This is a genomic window from Pseudomonas sp. BNK-7 (genome assembly GCF_048072025.1).
Taxonomy (GTDB): domain Bacteria; phylum Pseudomonadota; class Gammaproteobacteria; order Pseudomonadales; family Pseudomonadaceae; genus Aquipseudomonas; species Aquipseudomonas danubii.
This window is the reverse complement of the sequence record NZ_CP182252.1, coordinates 1379353-1397570: the sequence shown is the minus strand read 5'-3', so window position 1 is coordinate 1397570 and position 18218 is coordinate 1379353. Positions and strand designations below refer to the sequence as shown.

Here is an 18218-nt window from a genome sequence, read left to right as displayed (position 1 = left end):
AGTGTTCAGGACTCCAGGGAACCGTCGAGGGTTTTCAGCGCGCCATAGAGGTTCGGACGACGGTCACGGAAACTGCCCCAGGCGCTGCGGATGTGCTCGAGCTCGTCGAGGTCGAAGCTGTGCACAAGGATACCTTCTTCGGTTTGGTTGAGCTCCTGAACCTTCTCGCCGAACTGATTGGCGATAAAGGACGAACCGTAGAAGGTGATGTCGTAACCGTCCTGCTCTTCGTTGCCGATGCGGTTGCTGGCGATCAACGGCATCAGGTTGGCCCCGGCATGCCCCTGTTGCACTCGCTGCCAGTGGTCGCGGGAGGAAATGCTCTGATCATGGGGCTCGCTGCCGATGGCGGTCGGGTAGAAGAGGATTTCCGCGCCTTGCAACGCCATGCTGCGGGCGCACTCGGGGAACCACTGGTCCCAGCAGATGCCCACGCCGATCTTCGCGTAGCGGGTGTTCCACACCTTGAAGCCGGTATCGCCCGGGTTGAAGTAGTACTTCTCGTGGTAGCCGGGGCCGTCCGGGATATGGCTTTTCCGATAAATCCCCAGGTTGCTGCCATCGGCATCGATGATCGCGATGCTGTTGAATCGCGCACGCCCCGCCAGCTCGTAGAAGCTGATGGGCAGCACCACTTGCAACTCCCGGGCAACTTTCTGGAAGTGCGCGATGGCGACGTTGCTATCGACCGTGGTGGCCAGTTGCAGGTAGTCCGGGTTGGGCTTCTGGCAAAAATACGGGGCCTCGAACAATTCCTGGATCAGGATGATCTGCGCACCTTTGGCGGCGGCTTCACGGACCAGTTTTTCGGCGGTTTCCAGGTTGGCCTCAAGGTCCCAGGAACAAGCCATCTGGGTAGCGGCGACGGTAACGATTCGGCTCATGGAACAACTCCCGGGCAATGGACGCGGTCGATGACAACGGATTAGGAAAAGGACGGGGCACGACAAGGTCGCGCCTGACGACGGCCACTTTATATCCGATAAATATCGACTTTAAAAGCCACAGAATTCTTAAGCGCGCAAAATATCCGGCAAAATACCGATAACAATCGAATAGGCATAAACACATTCGCCGGCAAGCCGGCCCCCACAGAAAGGTGTAGGAGCCGGCTTGCCGGCGAATGGAGATGAACGCAAGCGAACGACGATCCCTTACAGATCTTCGCCCAGCACCTTGTCCAGCATGTCGACGAAGAAATCCACGCTCTGCCGGCTGGTGACCATCGGCGGCTTGATCTTGAGGATGTTCAGGTGATCGCCGGTGGGCTGCATGAAGATCCCCAGTTCCCGCAGGCGATCGCACAGCAGGGTGGTCTCCTCGGTGGCCGGTTCCAGGGTCTGGTGATTGCGGATCAGCTCCAGCCCCAGGTAGAAACCGGAGCCATGCACCGCACCCACCAGGGGATGCAGATCCTTGAGCGCCTCCAGGCGTTGCCTGAAATGTTCACCCACCACCCGTGCGTTCTCCCAGAGGCCCTCCTCCTGCATCACATCCAGCACGGCGATGCCGATGCGGCAACTGACCGGGCTGCCACCGGATGAAGAGAAGAAATAGCCCTCGGCCTCCAGCGCCTCGGCAATCTCGCGACGGGTGATCACCGCCCCAAGGGGCTGACCGTTGCCCATGCCCTTGGCCATGGTGATGATGTCCGGCACCACGCCCTGCTCTTCAAAGCCCCAGAAGAACTTGCCCATGCGGCCATAGCCCACCTGGACCTCATCGGCGATGCACACGCCACCCCGGGCCCGAACCCGTTCGTAGACTGCCTGCAGATAACCCGGCGGCAGCGAGATGCCCCCGGCATTGCCGTACACGGGCTCACAGATGAACCCGGCCAACTGACGATGCTGCGCCTCCAGCTTGTGCAACTGCTGGTCGACGCTGCGCAGGTACTGCGGTGTGCTGTCCTGGCCGCGGAACTCGCCGCGATAGGTGTTGGGCGCCGTCACCGGGTGCACCCAGTCGGGACGGCTGGTGAGGGCCTGGGGATTGTCGGCGATGGAGGTCGACACCGCGTCGGCCGCCACCGACCAGCCGTGATAGGCCTCCAGCACGCTGAGCATGTCGCGCCCGCCGCTGTAGGCCCAGGCCAGGCGGATCGCCAGGTCATTGGCCTCGGTGCCGCTGTTGACCAGGAACACCCGGTCCATGGAATCCGGCGCCAGGGCCAGCAGGCGCTCGGAGAATTCGGCGATCGCCGCATAGTGAAAACGCGAGTTGGTATTGAGCAGCGACCATTGGCGCGCCGCCTCGGCGGCCATGCGTGGGTGACCGTGGCCGAGCACCGCGACGTTGTTGAGCATGTCCAGATAGGACCGCCCTTGCATGTCGATCAGGTGATTGCGCCAGCCGCGCTCGATCCGCGGCGGGTCGACGTAGTAGTGCTTTTGCGAGCGGGCAAAGCTGGCATCGCGTCGCTCCAGCAGGGTCTGCGGGTCCAGCTCCGGCTCGGCATCACAGGCCAGCCCCAGCAGCGCGGCCGGAGAGGGGCACAAGGCCTGCCAGGCTGGCGCGCGGGAAGGGGTACAGAACAGCGGCGGATCCAGCTCGGCCGCTCGACACAACTGCACCTTGAGCCGACCGTCGGCTACCACGGCCCCCAGCACCTGCCCCTTGACCAGGGCCGCCCCCGGGTGCAACGACGGCTCGACGCCCCACAAGCGCACGCTCAACGCCGGGCCATCCAGGCGCAGCAGGCCGTTCTCGGCACGGTGCAGCACACCGGCGAACGGTGCTTCTACCGGCGTGCCTGCCGGTACTTGCAACTGCACATGCAACGGGCAGGTTTGCGGCTCCAGGGCGCTGTCGGGGCAGGTCCGCGACAAGCGGTACTGGCCATAGCGACTGGCGGCCAGGCCATGGGCAACAGCGGCTTCGGCCAACAGACGATCATCAATCCCCGGCTGCTCCCAATTGCCGGCTTCGAAGTGCGGGCTGAGCACTCCCAGGTCGATCAGGGCGAACTCGCGCCCTACCAGGCTCGGCAGCAGCGGGACAAAGCCGTCACTGCCAATGGCCGGCAGCGACTCCCCGACAGCGCTGAGAATGGCCGCTTCCATGAACTCGAAAGACACGGAGCTGGCGACCCGGAAAATCTCCCACTCGTGGTGCAAATTGGCGCGGCTGTAGGCGTTGCCCGGATCGATGCTGACCTGCTGCTCGCCACTGAGCACCAGCACCGCGGCGCGGGCCACGATCAATGGCCAGAGCGCCAGCAGCTCGGCCCGTTGCAGCGGGTTGACCTGGTGATAGGCCTGGATCGCCGGCAGGATGCGCAGCGGATCGCCCTCGGCGTGATGCAGCAGTGCGGCGCACGTCACCGACAGATCGGTGATGCGCCAGGTACGGATCAGGTCGCCGAAATCGATCACCCCCTGCAACTGCCAACGGCGCGCGGCATCCCGCTGCCAGACCACGTTGTCGTCGGTGATGTCCATGTGGATCGCCTGCACCGGCAATTGCTCCTGCAAGAGCTGCAGCCGACGTTCGGCGCGCTGCGCGGTGTCAGCGATCAAGGCCCGTTGCTGCGGGTCCTGGATGACTGGCAACAAATGCCCGATCAGCGCCTGGGCATGCCGGGCATCCCATTGCAGGGTGCGTTCGAGCCCCGGATGCTGGAAACCTTCCAAAGCCAGGTCCATCTGCCCGCAGAGCCGGCCCAGGCCCGCCACCAGCTCGTTCCCCAGGTGCGGCAGGTGGGTCAGGGAGCGACCCTCTATATAGTCGAGCAACCGCACGTGCAGCACTTGCCCGGCAATCTCCAGGGACAGCAGGTCCGCACCGTTTTTGGCCGGAATCACCCTGGGCACTCGCAGATCGGGGTATTGCTGCAGGTGCTTGAGGCCCGCGTGCTGCGCTTGCAACTCCAGGGCCGAGTAGTCGCCACGGCAGATCTTCAGGACAAAGCGGCCCTGGGGACTGTCGAGGCGATAGTTGAGGTCCTGCTGGCTGCCCAGAGACTGCAAGGTGCCTTGCAGACCGTAATGGGTTTCCAGCAGCTCCAGCGCTTGCTGTGCAGTGACCTGTGGGCTGGGCAGACTGGCGCGGTGGATCAAGGTGGCGAGCAACATGCAACGATCCCTGGAATTGTTATAAGCCGCTTATATCGCCATTGCCCAAGGCGTTACGCAAGCCCAAAGAACGGGAAACAGACAGGCACCGCCCCCGCCTCAACCCTGCACTTTGCGAAATTTCCGACCGTTCGCGGTGAAATCGACTGATGGCGCCTCTTGCACCTCAGGCGTCATGTCGACAAGCTATGCTGCATTTTTTGCAGTAAATGATCGTTTTCAAGGACACAGGCCCTCCAACATGCGCATTCTCGTCACCGGCGGAGCCGGATTCATCGGCTCGGCTCTGGTCCGCCATCTGATCCAGCACACAGAACACGAAGTGCTGAACCTCGACAAACTGACCTACGCAGGCAACCTGGAATCGCTGCACAGCATCGCCAGCAACAGCCGCTACGAATTCGTCAAGGCTGATATCGTCGACCAGGCCACCGTCAGTGCGGTGCTCGCACGCTTCCAGCCCCACGCGATCATGCACCTGGCAGCCGAGTCCCATGTCGACCGCTCCATCGACGGGCCGTCCGACTTCATCCAGACCAATATCGTCGGCACCTACAGCCTGCTGGAGGCAACCCGCGCTTACTGGCACAAACTGCCCGAAGCGGAAAAGGCCGCTTTGCGCTTCCACCATATTTCCACCGACGAGGTCTATGGCGACCTGCATGGCGTCGACGACCTGTTCACCGAAACCACGCCCTACGCCCCCAGTTCGCCTTACTCCGCCAGCAAGGCTGCGTCCGACCATCTGGTCCGCGCCTGGCAGCGTACCTACGGCCTGCCGGTGCTGATCACCAACTGCTCCAACAACTATGGCCCGTTCCACTTTCCCGAGAAGTTGATCCCTCTGGTGATTCTCAACGCCCTCGCAGGCAAGCCGCTGCCGGTCTATGGCAATGGCCAGCAAGTGCGCGACTGGCTGTACGTCGAGGATCACGCTCGCGCGCTGTACAAGGTGGTGACCGAGGGTGTGGTCGGCGAGACTTACAACATCGGCGGCCATAACGAGCAGAAGAACATCGACGTGGTACGCGGCATCTGCAGCCTGCTGGAAGAGCTGGCCCCGCAAAAACCCCAGGGCGTTGCCCACTACGCCGACCTGATCACCTTCGTCCAGGACCGCCCGGGCCACGACCTGCGCTACGCCATCGATGCCGGCAAGATCGAGCGGGAACTGGGCTGGGTGCCAGAAGAAACCTTCACCAGCGGACTGCGCAAGACTGTGCAGTGGTACCTGGAAAACCTCGAGTGGTGCCGTCGAGTACAGGACGGCAGCTACCAGGGCGAACGCCTGGGTTCCACCGACATCAAGGATCTGATTGCATGATTAAAGGCATTGTTCTGGCGGGCGGCTCCGGCACCCGTCTGCACCCCATCACCCTCGGTGTCTCCAAGCAACTGCTGCCGATCTACGACAAGCCGATGATCTATTACCCGATCTCGGTACTGATGCTGGCCGGCATCCAGGACATCCTGATCATCTCCACCCCCCAGGACTTGCCGCAGTACCGCAACCTGCTGGGTGATGGCAGCCAGTTCGGCGTGCGCTTCAGCTACGCCGAACAACCTTCACCGGATGGCCTGGCCCAGGCGTTCCTGATCGGCGAAGAGTTCATCGGCAATGACCCGGTGTGCCTGATCCTGGGCGACAACATCTTCCACGGACAGTACTTCGGCGAACAGCTGTGCGCTGCCGCCAAGCGCAATTCCGGCGCTACGGTGTTCGGTTACTGGGTCAAGGACCCGGAGCGCTTCGGGGTGATCGACTTCGACAGCGAAGGCCGCGCCCTGTCTATCGAAGAGAAACCCAAGAAACCGAAATCCAGCTACGCGGTCACCGGCCTGTACTTCTATGACAACGACGTGGTGCAGATCGCCAAGGCAGTCAAGCCGTCGCCCCGTGGCGAACTGGAGATCACCGACGTCAACAACGCCTACCTCAAGCGTGGCGATCTGCATGTGGAGCGCTTTGGCCGGGGCTTTGCCTGGCTCGACACCGGCACCCACGATAGCCTGCTGGAGGCCTCGCAGTACGTGCAGACCATCGAGCACCGTCAGGGTTTGAAGGTCGCCTGTCTGGAGGAAATCGCCTACCAGAACCAATGGATCAGCCGTGAGCATCTGCTGGAGCGCGCCGCCTACTTTGGCAAGACCGGCTATGGCCAGTACCTCTTCACCCTGGCCGGGGAGACGCAATGAAGGTCATCCCCACCGACCTGCCCGGCGTGCTGATCATCGAGCCCAAGGTGTTCGGCGACGAGCGTGGGTTTTTCTACGAGAGTTTCAATGCCAAGGCCTTCGCCGACGCCACCGGCCTGAACCAGCCGTTTGTCCAGGACAACCATTCACGCTCGGCCAGGAACGTCCTGCGCGGCTTGCACTACCAGATCGAACATAGCCAAGGGAAACTCGTGCGGGTCATTGCCGGTGAGGTGCTGGATGTGGCCGTGGACATTCGCCGTGGTTCGCCCAACTTTGGCCGCTGGGCCAGCGTCCGCCTGTCCGCCGAGAACAATCGTCAACTGTGGATACCCGAAGGTTTTGCCCATGGTTTCGTAGTGCTCAGCGACTTCGCCGAGTTCCTCTATAAAACCACCGATTACTACACGCCATCCGCTGAGCGCTGCATTCGCTGGGACGACCCGACCCTGGCAATCGATTGGCAGTTGCAGGAGCCGCCAACGCTCTCCGCCAAGGACCAGAATGGCAAAAGTCTGAAAGAAGCCGATCTGTTCCCATGAGCACTCCCCTGAAAATCCTCATCAGCGGCCAGCACGGCCAGGTTTCCCGCGAGCTGCAGCAGCGGCTCGGCGACCTGGGCGAACTGGTGGTCCTTGGTCGAGACCAACTGGACCTGAGCCACCCGGAACAGATTCGCCAGCAGGTCCGCGCCATTGCTCCGCATCTGATCATCAACGCCGCCGCCCACACCGCCGTCGATCAGGCCGAAAGCGAGCCGGAGCTGGCCTTTGCGATCAACGCCACGGCCCCCGGGATCTTCGCCGAGGAAGCCCGGGCACTGGGTGTGCCACTGATTCACTACTCCACCGACTACGTGTTCGATGGCCGCAAGGACACGCCCTACGTAGAGGAAGACGAGCCCAATCCGTTGGGGGTCTACGGCCAGAGCAAGCTGGCGGGCGAACGGGCCATCAACCTGGTACAGGGCCAGCACCTGATCCTGCGCACCAGCTGGGTCTATTCCAGCCATGGCAAGAACTTCCTGCTGACCATGCAGCGCCTGCTGCAGGAACGACCCGAGCTGCGGGTGGTGGCCGACCAGATCGGCGCGCCCACCTGGGCCGGCACCATCGCCAACAGCACGCGCGCCCTGATCGAACGCTGGCAGTCCGGGAATCAAGGCGCCTGGGGCACCTACCACCTCACCGCCCACGGCGAGACCTCCTGGTTCGGTTTCGCCCAGGCCATCGGCGAACAGTTGCTGGCCCTGGACAAGCCTTGCGCGGTGCTCGAAGCCATCCCCTCCAGTGCTTACCCGACCCCGGCTCCCCGGCCGCTGAACTCACGCCTGGACTGCAGCCGCCTGGCTCGCGAATGGGGCGTGACCCAGCCGGACTGGCGCAGCGCACTGCGCGAGTGTCTTGCCGAGCAGGGCTAGGCATAATGCGCCTGTATCCACAGGCGCCCTTTCCATGACCGCACCTCTTCCCCGTCGTCCCCGCTGGCGCAGCCTGGCCCTGCTGGCCCTGTGCCTGGCGCCGTTGCTGTGGCCGCTGGAGCACTTGGCCGAGCGCTACTATCGCAACGAGCTGACCAGCCAGAATCGCCAGACCCTCGACCTCTACGTGGCCAACCTGCTGGGCACCCTGCACCGCTACGAAGTGCTGCCGCAGATCCTCGGCGACCTGCCGGCACTGCGGGCGGTGCTGGGGGCCCCGGACGACGGCGTGACCCAGGGCAACGCCAACCGCCTGCTGAAAAACATCAGCGCCCAGACCGGCGCCGAAGTCATGTACCTGATGGACACCAACGGCAAGACCCTGGCGGCCTCCAACTGGGACAAGCACGACAGTTTCGTCGGGCGCAATTTCGCCTTCCGCCCCTATTTCAGCGAAGCCATGGCCGGACGCCTGGGACGGTTCTTCGGCCTGGGCACCACCTCGGCCAAGCGTGGCTACTTCTTCGCCGCTGCAGTGCGCGACGGCGAACGGATGCTGGGCGTGCTGGTGGTCAAGGTGGACTTGGACCATACCGAAAGCCTGTGGGGCAAGACCCCGGAACAATTGCTGCTGACCGACCACAATGGTGTGGTGATCCTCACCTCGCGCCCTGAATGGCGCTTTCGTGCGACCCGGCCACTGAGCGACGAGGAACGCCAGGCCATCGTCGCCATCCAGCCCTACCCAACCCGGGATCCGCGCCCACTGAACCTCAATCCCGATGCCTGGCTGACCCAGACCCAGCAGATCGAGGAAACCCGCTGGAGCGTCAGCATCCTCGCCCCGCGCACCCTGATCGATCGCCCGGTGCGCACCGTGGTGGCGGTCGGCGCCGCTGCGCTGCTGGTGCTGATGCTGCTGCTCGGCCTGATGATGCAGCGCCGCCGCCACTACCTGGAGCGGATCGCCTTCGAAGCCAAGGCCCGGCGTGAGCTGGAAAGGCGCGTAGCCGAACGCACCAGCGATCTGGAGAGCCTCAACCGGCGCTTGAAACAGGAAGTGCTGGAACGCGAAACCGCCCAACAGGAACTGGTGCGCGCCCAGGACAATCTGGTCCAGGCCGGCAAGCTCTCGGCCCTGGGCACCATGTCGGCGAGCATCAGTCACGAACTCAACCAGCCCCTGGCCGCCATCCGCAGCTACGCGGAAAACGCCGAAGTGCTGCTGGACCACCAACGCACCGATGACGCCCGGGGCAACCTCAAGCTGATCAGCGAACTGACCGGGCGCATGGCCTCGATCATCGCTCACCTGCGGGCCTTCGCCCGGCGCGATCACCACGCCCCGGAAAGCGTCGCCCTGCAACCGGCCCTGGACGATGCCCTGGCCCTGCTGGCCAAGCGTCGCCGGGCCATGGAAGTGGAACTGATCCGCGACCTGCCAGCCGCTACCCTGTGGGTCGAGGCCGGGGAAACCCGCCTGCGCCAGGTCCTCGGCAACCTGCTGGCCAACGCCCTCGACGCCCTGACCGAAAAGGGCCCGCCGCGCAAACTCTGGCTGAGTGCCGAGTCCACCGCCACAGGCGTCAATCTGTACATCCGCGACAACGGCCCGGGCTTCTGCATGGAGGCGCTGGGCCGCGCTGGCGAGCCGTTCTACACCACCAAGACACGGACCCAGGGCCTGGGCCTGGGCCTGGCGATCTGCGACACCCTGATGCGCGCCTTCGGCGGTGAGCTGTCGTTCGCCAACCACCGTGAAGGCGGCGCCCTGATAACCCTGCGCCTGCGTGCCGGGGCCCCCGGCGTCAGCCTGCAGCCCTCCGAGGACCGCGGGGTATGACGCGCAGCGGCAATCACCTAGCAACCACGCCCGGCCCGGCGTTGCCGGCCACGACACGACCTGGAAATTGAGCGATGACCCGTCCCGACAGCCTCGACCCTCAGTTGCAAGTGGTGTTGATCGACGACGATCCGCACCTGCGCCAGGCCCTGAGCCAGACCCTGGACCTGGCCGGGCTCAAGGTGCTGTCCCTGGCCCAGGCCCAGGGCCTGGCGCCGCGCCTGGAGCGGGACTGGCCGGGGGTGGTGGTCAGCGACATCCGCATGCCCGGCATGGATGGACTGGAACTGCTCAACCAGCTGCACGCCCAGGATCCGGAACTGCCGGTGCTGCTGATCACCGGTCACGGCGATGTGCCCCTGGCGGTGCAGGCGATGCGCGCCGGTGCCTATGACTTTCTGGAAAAGCCCTTCGCCAGCGATGCCCTGCTCGATAGTGTGCGCCGCGCCCTGGACTGGCGGCGCCTGGTGCTGGACAACCGCAGCCTGCGCCTGGCCCTCAGCGACCGCCAGGAACTGAGCGCGAGGCTGGTGGGCCAGTCAGCGCCGATGCTGCGCCTGCGCCAGCAGATCGGCGCCCTGGCGGCGACCCGCGCCGATGTGCTGATCCTGGGTGAAACCGGCGCCGGCAAAGAAGTGGTAGCCCGCGCCCTGCATGACCTCTCGGGGCGGCGCAACGGGCCATTTGTGGCCATCAATGCGGGCGCTCTGGCCGAGTCGGTGGTGGAAAGCGAACTGTTCGGCCACGAACCGGGGGCCTTCACCGGCGCGCAGAAACGCCGCATCGGCAAGTTCGAATTCGCCAACGGCGGCACCCTGTTCCTCGACGAAATCGAAAGCATGAGCCTGGATGTCCAGGTCAAGCTGCTGCGCCTGCTGCAGGAGCGGGTGGTGGAACGCCTGGGGGGCAACCAGCTGATCCCCCTGGACATCCGCATCATCGCCGCGACCAAGGAAGACCTGCGCCAGGCCGCGGACCAGGGCCGCTTCCGCGCCGACCTCTACTACCGCCTGAACGTGGCCCCGTTGCGCATTCCACCGCTACGCGAGCGAGGCGAGGACATACTGATGCTGTTCCAGCACTTTGCCGACGAGGCCAGTACCCGCCACGGCCTGCCACCCCAGGAACTGCAACCCGGGCATCGTGCCCTGCTGTTGCGGCATCGCTGGCCGGGCAACGTGCGGGAACTGCAGAACGCTGCTGAGCGCTTCGCGCTGGGTCTGGAACTGGCCCTGGACAACAGCGAGCCGGAGCAGGCTGCCATCGCCTCCCCGACGTTGATTGCCGGCGGTCTGAGCGAACAGGTGGAACACTTCGAAAAGAGCCTGATCGCCGCCGAACTGACGCAACCCCACAGTTCGATGCGTAGCCTTGCCGAAGCCCTGGGCATTCCGCGCAAGACCCTGCACGACAAGCTGCGCAAACACGGCCTGAGCTTCGCCGACAGCGGTGCCAGCCAGCCCGGCGATGAGTCCGAATGAACCGCACCATCCACCCTTCCACCCTTGAGGCCCGTGCATGAACCGCGACAGTCGCTACCTGGAATCCATCCTCCACCACGACATTCCCCTGACCCGGGACATGGGCCTGAAGGTGCTCGACTGGCAGGCGCAGCAACTGCGCCTGCAACTGCCGCTGGAGGCCAACGTCAACCACAAGAGCACCATGTTCGGCGGCAGCCTGTACTGCGGTGCGGTGCTGGCCGGTTGGGGCTGGCTGCATTTGCGGCTCAAGGAAGAAGGGATAGATGACGGGCATATCGTCATCCAGGAAGGCCAGATCAGCTACCCGCTGCCGGTCACCGGCGATGCCGTGGCCATCTGCTCGGCACCGGAAGACAAGGTCTGGAAGAAATTCCTTGCGATGTACCAGCGCCACGGTCGTGCCCGCCTGACCTTGCACAGCCGTGTGGTCAACGTCGGCAGCGAAGACGACGCCGTACGCTTTGCCGGTCAGTACGTCCTGCACCGCTGACCCGTTTCGGAACCTGCTCAACTCTGTAGGAGCTGGCTTGCCAGCGAAGAGGCCGGAAATTCTTGCACAGGGCTCAAGGGCCCCTTCGCCGGCCAGCCGGCTCCTACACAAAAGGTGGCAGAGGCAAGTCGCCGTGGGGCGATCAGGCGCGGGCCAGCTCCAGCAGTTTGCCGCGCCACGCCGCCTTGGCCGGTAGCGCCAGGAAGAAGCCGTTGAGCAACGACTCCCGGGGGGGATAGCAGAACGGCGCACCGGCAAGATCCAGCACTTCGCCACCCGCCCCTTCGAGTACACCCTGGGCCGCCGCGGTGTCCCATTGGGAAGTCGGCGCCAGGCGCGGATAACAGTCGGCTGCGCCTTCGGCCAGCAGGCAGAATTTCAGCGAGCTGCCGATATTGGCCAATTGCAATTCACCCAGGGCCGCGCTCAAGCCACCCAACAAGCGCTCCTGCTCCGGGCTCGAATGGCGCCGACTGGCCACCACGGTAAAGGCCTCGCCAACACCTGGCTGTTCACGCACCTGGATCGCTTGCGGCGCTTGCCCCTGATCCACACGCCAGGCGCCAAGGCCAGCACCACCGAGATAACAACGGCCATTGGTGGGCATCGACACCACGCCAAACACCACCCGCCCCTGTTCGATCAGGGCGATGTTGACGGTGAACTCTTCACTGCCGGAAATGAACTCCTTGGTACCGTCCAGCGGGTCCACCAGCCACCAGCGCTGCCAACCGGCGCGAGTGGCCTGGGGAATGTCGGCATCTTCTTCGGACAGCACCGGGATGCTCGGGTCCAACGCCGTCAGGCCAGCCACGATCAAGTGATGGGCCGCAAGGTCGGCGGCGGTCACCGGCGACTCGTCAGCCTTGTGGTTGACCGCCACGTCGGCGCGCCAGAACGGCAGGATCGCCTCGCCAGCGCGCAAGGCCAGCTCGGCCACCGGAGCCAATAAAGGATGGGGAAAATTCATCGAAGTCATGCTCATGCTGGAAAGGCTCCGCGCTGGCTCAGCAGGTCGCGGGTCAGGTACAGCGCGGCCAGGGCCCGGCCTTCGCTGAATTGAGGATTCTGCGCCAGGCTGGCCAGCTCACGCAGGTTGACCTTGTCGACCCGCATCGGCTCCGGCTCATCGCCCTCCAGGCGCTCTTCATACAAATCGGTGGCCAACACCACCTGGATCTTCTGGCTCATGTAGCCCGGGGACAGCGACAGCTCGGTCAGATGCTCCAGTTGCCGCGCGCCAAACCCGGCTTCCTCCTTGAGTTCACGCTCGGCCGCCGCCAGCACATCTTCACCCGGCTCGATCAGGCCCTTGGGCAGTGACAGCTCGTAGGCGTCGGTGCCGCCGCAATACTCCTCCACCAGCACCGCATGCTCGGCATCGAGCATGGCCACGATCATCACCGCGCCATAACCGGCCCCTTTGCCCACCAGGCGCTCATAGGTGCGCTCGACGCCATTGGAAAACCGCAACTGCACCTCTTCGACACAGAACAGACGACTGGTGGCGACGATCTCGCGGGCGAGTACAGTGGGTTTCTGGCGCATAGCGGGCTCCTTGGCGATAGCGGGTTACTATACAGACTGTTTTCTTACCGCTGGAGAAGTGTTCAATGGCCCTGCTGCCCTGGTGCGATATCGATACCGTCCTGCTGGATATGGACGGCACCCTGCTGGACCTGCACTACGACAACCACTTCTGGATGGAACACTTGCCCCAGCGTTACGCCGAATTGCACGGGGTCAGCCGGACCATGGCCGAGCTGGAACTGCAACCGCTGTTCGAACGCAACGCCGGCCAGTTGCAGTGGTATTGCCTGGATTTCTGGAGTACCGAGCTCAAACTCTCGGTGCGTGAACTGAAGCTGGAGACGGCTCACCTGATCGCCCTGCGACCGGATGCCGACACCTTTCTCGCGGCGATCAAGAAGGCCGGCAAGCGGGTGATCCTGATCACCAACGCTCATCGTGATTCCTTGTCATTGAAGCTGGAACGGATCGAGCTGGCGCCTTACTTCGAGCGCCTGATCAGTTCCCACGACTACGGGTTCCCCAAGGAGAATCCACAGTTCTGGGATGCACTGCAGGCCGATATTCAGTTCGATCCGGCCCGCAGCCTGTTTATCGATGACACCCTGCCGATTCTGCGCAGCGCGCGGGATTTCGGCGTAGCGCAGTTGCTCGCGGTGAGCCAGCCAGACAGCCGCAAAGGGCCGAAGGATACGGCGGAGTTCGCGGCGGTGGGAGATTACCGGGAATTGATCGAAGGGCTGTGAAAGCCTTCGCGGGCGATCCCGCTCCGGCACTGGGAGCGGCATCGCCGGCGAAGAGGGTCGATCATTCAGGGATGCGCAACACCTGGCCCGGGTAGATCTTGTCCGGGTGGGACAGCAGCGGCTTGTTGGCCTCGAAGATCTTGTTGTACTTGTTGGCGTCACCGTATTGCACCTTGGCGATGGCGCTCAGGGTATCGCCCTTCTTCACGGTGACGAACACCGCAGAAACCACCACGGGACCGGTCACCGTAATCTGGTCCTCGACACTGCTGACACCGGCGATGTTGCCCAGGGCCAGAAGGATTTTTTCCTTCTCTTCCTGGCTCGCCACTTCACCGCTGACGATCACCTTGTCGCCTTCCACCGTGGCGTGAACATTGGGATTGCCCAGGCCAACCTTTTCGATGTGCTCCTTGAGCTGCTCGCTGGCATTGGCATTGCCCGGGGTCAGCAGGTCGATCAGTTTTTCACCGGCTTCTTTCACAAAGCTGAAAATGCTCATGTCGCACACTCCTTGGTTGATAGATCCAGACGCGAAAGACTAGACCAGCCTGGAACAATGAGGTTCCCGGGCGACCAGTGACCCAAGGCCCGGCCACCACGGTAGAATCCCGGCCTTTTGCCGCTCCGGAGCGAAGATGGACCTCAAGCAGCTGAAATTCCTCATCGCCCTCGACGAAACCCGCCACTTCGGCCAGGCTGCCGCGCGCTGTCATATCACCCAGCCAACCCTGTCCATGCGCCTGCGCAGCCTCGAGGAAGAACTCGACCTGCCCCTGGTCAACCGCGGCCAGCGCTTCGAAGGCTTTACCGCTCCTGGCGAACGGGTGCTGGCCTGGGCCCGGAGCGTCATGACCGCCTATGACGGCTTGCTGGCCGAGGCCGCCGCGTGCCGGGGCAATCTGGTGGGCACCCTGCGCCTGGGAGTGGTGCCGCTGTCGAGCTTCGACCCTCTGCCGTTGATGCAGCGCCTGCATGCCGAACACCCGAACCTGCGCTTCGAACTCTCGTCACTGAGCTCGGAGCAGATCCTCGAACAGTTGGCGAGCAATCGTCTGGACCTGGGCGTGTCCTACCTGGATCGCCTGGACAGCGAGCACTTCGACTTCCTGACCCTGGACCCGACCCACATGGGCCTGCTCTATGACCAGCGGTATTTCAGCTTCGGCGAACAGCCCCTGAGCTGGGAGGCGCTGATCGAGTTGCCCCTGGGCCTGCTCACCAGCGGCATGCACTTTCGCCAGTCCATCGACCACCACTTCCACATTCGCGGGCTGCAGCCGCAACCGGTACTGCAGACCGACGCCGTCCATCAATTACTGCGCATGGTCCACGGCGGCCTGTGCTGCGCAGTGATGCCCCTGGAAAGCGGCCTGGAGATCGTCACCGAACACTTGCGCCTGCATCCCATCGCCGACGCCCAGACCCTGGCCCGCCTGGGCCTGATCATGCGCCGCAGCGCGCCGCGCTCAGCCCTGGCACAAGCCTGCTTTACCCTCTACCAGGAATCCTTCAGCCCTTCTTGATCGACGCCATCTATCAATAGATCAGTACTAGCAATTAGACGCGACACAATGCCGCGCTTAGTCTTGGGACCCGATGGCCGCTGGTCCCTCATTCAATGCCAGCCCCGGCAACTCCCGCCCTCGCGCTCGGCGCCAGCCAGACCCACAGACGCCTTGAGCGCCCGCCAGCGCAGACACCCGCCAGGCCGGGCAATGGCCGCGTCATCACCGCCTCAACCTTGTCCACCTGCCGCAGAACCGTGCGCCGCGGGTCCACAGCCCCGCGATGGAGAACCCCTGTGAGTACACACAACCAAGCCGATCAGACACCCGTTGCCCGCTACAAGCCTTACAAGGGCCCGGCCGGTGGCTGGGGTGCCCTGATCAGCGTGGCCCAGGCCTGGCTGACCAGCGACAACGCCCTGAAGAACATCCGCATGATGCTCAAGACCAACCAGAACGGCGGCTTCGACTGCCCGGGCTGCGCCTGGGGCGATTCGCCGGAAAGCGGCATGGTCAAGTTTTGCGAGAACGGCGCCAAGGCGGTGAACTGGGAAGCCACCAAGCGCCGGGTGGACGCGGCCTTCTTCGCCAAGCACAGCGTCACCTCCCTGCTGGAACAAAGTGATTACTGGCTGGAGTACCAGGGCCGGCTGACCGAGCCGATGCGCTACAACGCCGAAACCGACCGCTACCAACCCATCAGCTGGGAAAACGCCTTCAGCCTGATCGCCCAGCACCTGAACGACCTGCCCAGCCCGGACATGGCCGAGTTCTATACCTCGGGCCGGGCCAGCAACGAAGCGGCGTACCTGTATCAACTGTTCGTCCGCGCCTACGGCACCAACAACTTCCCCGACTGTTCGAACATGTGCCACGAAGCCAGCGGCGTAGCCCTGGCGCAAAGCGTCGGGGTCGGCAAAGGCACCGTGACCTTCGACGACTTCGAACATGCGGACGCGATTTTCGTCTGGGGCCAGAACCCCGGCACCAACCACCCGCGGATGCTCGAACCGCTGCGCGAAGCGGTGAAACGCGGCGCCCAAGTGGTGTGTATCAACCCGCTGAAAGAGCGTGGCCTGGAACGCTTCCAGCACCCGCAGAACCCGCTCGAAATGCTCACCAACGGCAATCGCCCGACCAACACCGCCTACTTCCGCCCGGCCCTGGGCGGCGACATGGCGCTGTTGCGCGGCATGGCCAAGTTCCTCCTGCAGTGGGAGCGTGATGCGCAGAAAGCCGGCGCAGAATCAGTGTTCGACCACGACTTCCTCAATGCCCACACCGCCCACGTCCTCGATTACCTGGGCACCCTCGACGACACCCCTTGGGAGCAGATTGTCGAGCAGTCCGGCCTGACCCTGGTGGAAATCGAGCAGGCAGCGCGCATGTACGCCAAGGGCAAGAACGTGATCATGTGCTGGGCCATGGGCATCACCCAGCACCGCCACTCGGTGCCGACCATCCAGGAAATCGCCAACCTGATGCTGCTGCGCGGCAACGTCGGCAAGCCCGGCGCCGGGCTGTGCCCAGTGCGCGGCCACAGCAACGTACAGGGCGACCGCACCATGGGCATCAACGAGCGCCCGCCGGTGGCCTTCCTCGATGCCCTGGAGCGGCGCTTCCAGTTCAAGGTCCCTCGGGACAACGGCCACAATGTGGTCGAGGCGATCCACGCCATGCTCGAAGGCCGCTCCAAGGTGTTCATCGGCCTGGGCGGCAACTTTGCCCAGGCCACCCCGGACAGCCCGCGGACCTTCCAGGCCCTGAGCAATTGCGACCTCACCGTGCAGATCAGCACCAAGCTCAACCGCAGCCACCTGGCCCACGGCAAGGACGCGCTGATCCTGCCGTGCCTGGGTCGCACCGACATCGACCTGCAGGCCGGCGGCCCGCAAGCGGTGACCGTGGAAGACTCCTTCAGCATGGTCCACGCCTCCAACGGCCAATTGCAGCCACTGTCGTCGCAGATGCGCTCCGAGCCGTGGATCGTTGCGGGCATGGCTGCCGCGACCCTGGGCAGCCAGCCGGTGGACTGGAACTGGCTGGCGGCGGATTACGGGCGTATCCGCGACCTGATCGCCGATACCATTCCCGGCTTCAAGGACTTCAATGAACGGCTCAAGCACCCGGGCGGTTTCTACCTGGGCAACAGCGCCGGTTCTCGCCAGTGGAACACCCCTTCGGGTCGGGCCAATTTCCGCGCCAACCTGCTGCCCAAGGACCTGATCCACGAACGCACCCGGGCCACCGGTCAACTGCCGGACCTGATCCTGCAATCGATGCGCTCCCACGACCAGTACAACACCACCATCTACGGCCTCGATGACCGCTACCGCGGGGTCAAGGGCCAGCGCGACGTGCTGTTCGCCAACGAAGCGGACATCATCCGCCTGGGCTTCAAGCCGGGGCAGAAAGCCGACATCGTTTCCCTGTGGGATGACGGCCGCGAGCGTCGGGTCAAGGGCTTCACATTGCTGGCCTTCGACATCCCGGCCGGCCAGGCTGCCGCCTACTACCCGGAAGTGAACCCGCTGGTGCCCCTGGAAAGCACCGGCGACGGCAGCCACACCCCGACGTCCAAGTTCATCGCCATCCGTCTGGAAGCGGCCAGCGACAACGGCCTGATCATGGCTCGCTCGGCCTGATTCCTGGCTTGAGGGCCTCTTTGCTGGCAAGCCAGCGCCTACCGTTAGCGCGTGAATCGTAGGCGCCGGCTTGCCTGCGGTTCAAAGCCGCTGCACAGCCTTGAACCGCAGGCACAAAAAAGGCCGCTTTGTTAACAAAGCGGCCATTGCGAAGTAGCTAAAGACCGGCGAAATTCACTTAAGTTCCGCAATAAAAACAGTAAGTTACGAGATTGTGTACAACTCGTGCTATTCGTCGGATTTCGTTTGTAAGCGGCGTGGTCCGGCCTCAGGATCGCGCCGT

General features: G+C 63.9%; 15 protein-coding genes and 1 pseudogene. 11 read left to right on the top strand and 5 right to left on the bottom strand.

What is annotated here, in order from left to right:
- Positions 1-5 precede the first annotated feature (5 nt).
- Positions 6-884: an N-carbamoylputrescine amidase gene (gene aguB / locus ACMGF8_RS06535; RefSeq protein WP_102862683.1), complete on the bottom strand. Its 879-nt coding sequence runs from the start codon at positions 882-884 to the stop codon at positions 6-8.
- Positions 885-1154: 270 nt separating this feature from the next.
- A complete protein-coding gene (locus ACMGF8_RS06530; RefSeq protein ID WP_207815563.1) occupies positions 1155-4073 on the bottom strand; it encodes an aminotransferase in 2919 nt (972 codons plus the stop codon).
- 241 nt (positions 4074-4314) lie between these two features.
- Between ACMGF8_RS06530 and rfbB the strand changes: the two genes are divergently transcribed.
- From rfbB to ACMGF8_RS06495, 7 genes are all read left to right on the top strand, one after another.
- On the top strand, positions 4315-5397 hold the full coding sequence (gene rfbB, locus ACMGF8_RS06525) for a dTDP-glucose 4,6-dehydratase (protein WP_102862681.1): 1083 nt from the start codon (positions 4315-4317) through the stop codon (positions 5395-5397).
- Positions 5394-6269 (top strand): glucose-1-phosphate thymidylyltransferase RfbA, encoded by an 876-nt coding sequence (gene rfbA, locus ACMGF8_RS06520; RefSeq protein WP_102882165.1) that lies wholly within the window; start codon positions 5394-5396, stop codon positions 6267-6269. The genes rfbB and rfbA overlap by 4 nt, the downstream gene beginning before the upstream one ends.
- Positions 6266-6811, top strand: a complete 546-nt coding sequence (rfbC, locus tag ACMGF8_RS06515; RefSeq protein ID WP_102862679.1) for a dTDP-4-dehydrorhamnose 3,5-epimerase — start codon at positions 6266-6268, stop codon at positions 6809-6811. Before rfbA ends, rfbC begins: the two co-directional genes overlap by 4 nt.
- The gene (gene rfbD / locus ACMGF8_RS06510; RefSeq protein ID WP_102862678.1) at positions 6808-7689 is read left to right on the top strand and encodes a dTDP-4-dehydrorhamnose reductase; all 882 of its coding nucleotides are present in this window, start codon (positions 6808-6810) and stop codon (positions 7687-7689) included. The genes rfbC and rfbD overlap by 4 nt, the downstream gene beginning before the upstream one ends.
- A 34-nt stretch (positions 7690-7723) precedes the next feature.
- Positions 7724-9532, top strand: coding sequence for a sensor histidine kinase (locus ACMGF8_RS06505; RefSeq protein ID WP_102862677.1), 1809 nt, complete (start codon positions 7724-7726; stop codon positions 9530-9532).
- A 74-nt stretch (positions 9533-9606) separates the two neighbouring features.
- Entirely contained in the window at positions 9607-11013 is a 1407-nt protein-coding gene (locus ACMGF8_RS06500; protein ID WP_115581385.1) for a sigma-54-dependent transcriptional regulator, read from the top strand.
- A gap of 37 nt (positions 11014-11050) precedes the next feature.
- Positions 11051-11506: a thioesterase domain-containing protein gene (locus ACMGF8_RS06495; RefSeq protein ID WP_207815564.1), complete on the top strand. Its 456-nt coding sequence runs from the start codon at positions 11051-11053 to the stop codon at positions 11504-11506.
- 142 nt (positions 11507-11648) lie between these two features.
- On the opposite strand, the gene cysQ is transcribed toward ACMGF8_RS06495, so the two are convergent.
- Positions 11649-12476 carry a 3'(2'),5'-bisphosphate nucleotidase CysQ gene (cysQ, locus tag ACMGF8_RS06490; RefSeq protein ID WP_102863054.1) on the bottom strand — a complete coding sequence of 276 codons (828 nt, stop codon included), beginning with the start codon at positions 12474-12476 and terminating at the stop codon, positions 11649-11651.
- A gap of 11 nt (positions 12477-12487) precedes the next feature.
- Positions 12488-13054, bottom strand: a complete 567-nt coding sequence (gene nudE, locus ACMGF8_RS06485; RefSeq protein ID WP_102862674.1) for an ADP compounds hydrolase NudE — start codon at positions 13052-13054, stop codon at positions 12488-12490.
- 65 nt (positions 13055-13119) lie between these two features.
- On the opposite strand from nudE, the gene yrfG reads away from it, so the two are divergent.
- Complete coding sequence (gene yrfG / locus ACMGF8_RS06480; protein WP_102862673.1) at positions 13120-13782, top strand: GMP/IMP nucleotidase; 663 nt, start codon at positions 13120-13122, stop codon at positions 13780-13782.
- Positions 13783-13843: 61 nt separating this feature from the next.
- On the opposite strand, the gene lysM is transcribed toward yrfG, so the two are convergent.
- Complete coding sequence (gene lysM / locus ACMGF8_RS06475) at positions 13844-14284, bottom strand: peptidoglycan-binding protein LysM (RefSeq protein ID WP_102862672.1); 441 nt, start codon at positions 14282-14284, stop codon at positions 13844-13846.
- Positions 14285-14420: 136 nt separating this feature from the next.
- Here lysM and ACMGF8_RS06470 point away from each other — a divergent pair, with 136 nt between their 5' ends.
- From ACMGF8_RS06470 to ACMGF8_RS06460, 3 genes and pseudogenes are all read left to right on the top strand, one after another.
- Positions 14421-15308 (top strand): LysR family transcriptional regulator, encoded by an 888-nt coding sequence (locus ACMGF8_RS06470; protein ID WP_416759065.1) that lies wholly within the window; start codon positions 14421-14423, stop codon positions 15306-15308.
- Positions 15309-15489: 181 nt separating this feature from the next.
- Positions 15490-15582 (top strand): annotated as a pseudogene (locus ACMGF8_RS06465) (sulfurtransferase FdhD); the annotation flags it as partial.
- A gap of 4 nt (positions 15583-15586) precedes the next feature.
- Entirely contained in the window at positions 15587-17935 is a 2349-nt protein-coding gene (locus ACMGF8_RS06460) for an FdhF/YdeP family oxidoreductase (protein WP_207815569.1), read from the top strand.
- Positions 17936-18218 lie beyond the last annotated feature (283 nt).

Coding starts and splice junctions, on each gene's coding strand:
- aguB (WP_102862683.1), bottom strand. CDS start 884: ATGAGCCGAATCGTTACCGTCGCCGCTACCCAGATGGCTTGTTCCTGG.
- ACMGF8_RS06530 (WP_207815563.1), bottom strand. CDS start 4,073: ATGTTGCTCGCCACCTTGATCCACCGCGCCAGTCTGCCCAGCCCACAG.
- rfbB (WP_102862681.1), top strand. CDS start 4,315: ATGCGCATTCTCGTCACCGGCGGAGCCGGATTCATCGGCTCGGCTCTG.
- rfbA (WP_102882165.1), top strand. CDS start 5,394: ATGATTAAAGGCATTGTTCTGGCGGGCGGCTCCGGCACCCGTCTGCAC.
- rfbC (WP_102862679.1), top strand. CDS start 6,266: ATGAAGGTCATCCCCACCGACCTGCCCGGCGTGCTGATCATCGAGCCC.
- rfbD (WP_102862678.1), top strand. CDS start 6,808: ATGAGCACTCCCCTGAAAATCCTCATCAGCGGCCAGCACGGCCAGGTT.
- ACMGF8_RS06505 (WP_102862677.1), top strand. CDS start 7,724: ATGACCGCACCTCTTCCCCGTCGTCCCCGCTGGCGCAGCCTGGCCCTG.
- ACMGF8_RS06500 (WP_115581385.1), top strand. CDS start 9,607: ATGACCCGTCCCGACAGCCTCGACCCTCAGTTGCAAGTGGTGTTGATC.
- ACMGF8_RS06495 (WP_207815564.1), top strand. CDS start 11,051: ATGAACCGCGACAGTCGCTACCTGGAATCCATCCTCCACCACGACATT.
- cysQ (WP_102863054.1), bottom strand. CDS start 12,476: ATGAATTTTCCCCATCCTTTATTGGCTCCGGTGGCCGAGCTGGCCTTG.
- nudE (WP_102862674.1), bottom strand. CDS start 13,054: ATGCGCCAGAAACCCACTGTACTCGCCCGCGAGATCGTCGCCACCAGT.
- yrfG (WP_102862673.1), top strand. CDS start 13,120: ATGGCCCTGCTGCCCTGGTGCGATATCGATACCGTCCTGCTGGATATG.
- lysM (WP_102862672.1), bottom strand. CDS start 14,284: ATGAGCATTTTCAGCTTTGTGAAAGAAGCCGGTGAAAAACTGATCGAC.
- ACMGF8_RS06470 (WP_416759065.1), top strand. CDS start 14,421: ATGGACCTCAAGCAGCTGAAATTCCTCATCGCCCTCGACGAAACCCGC.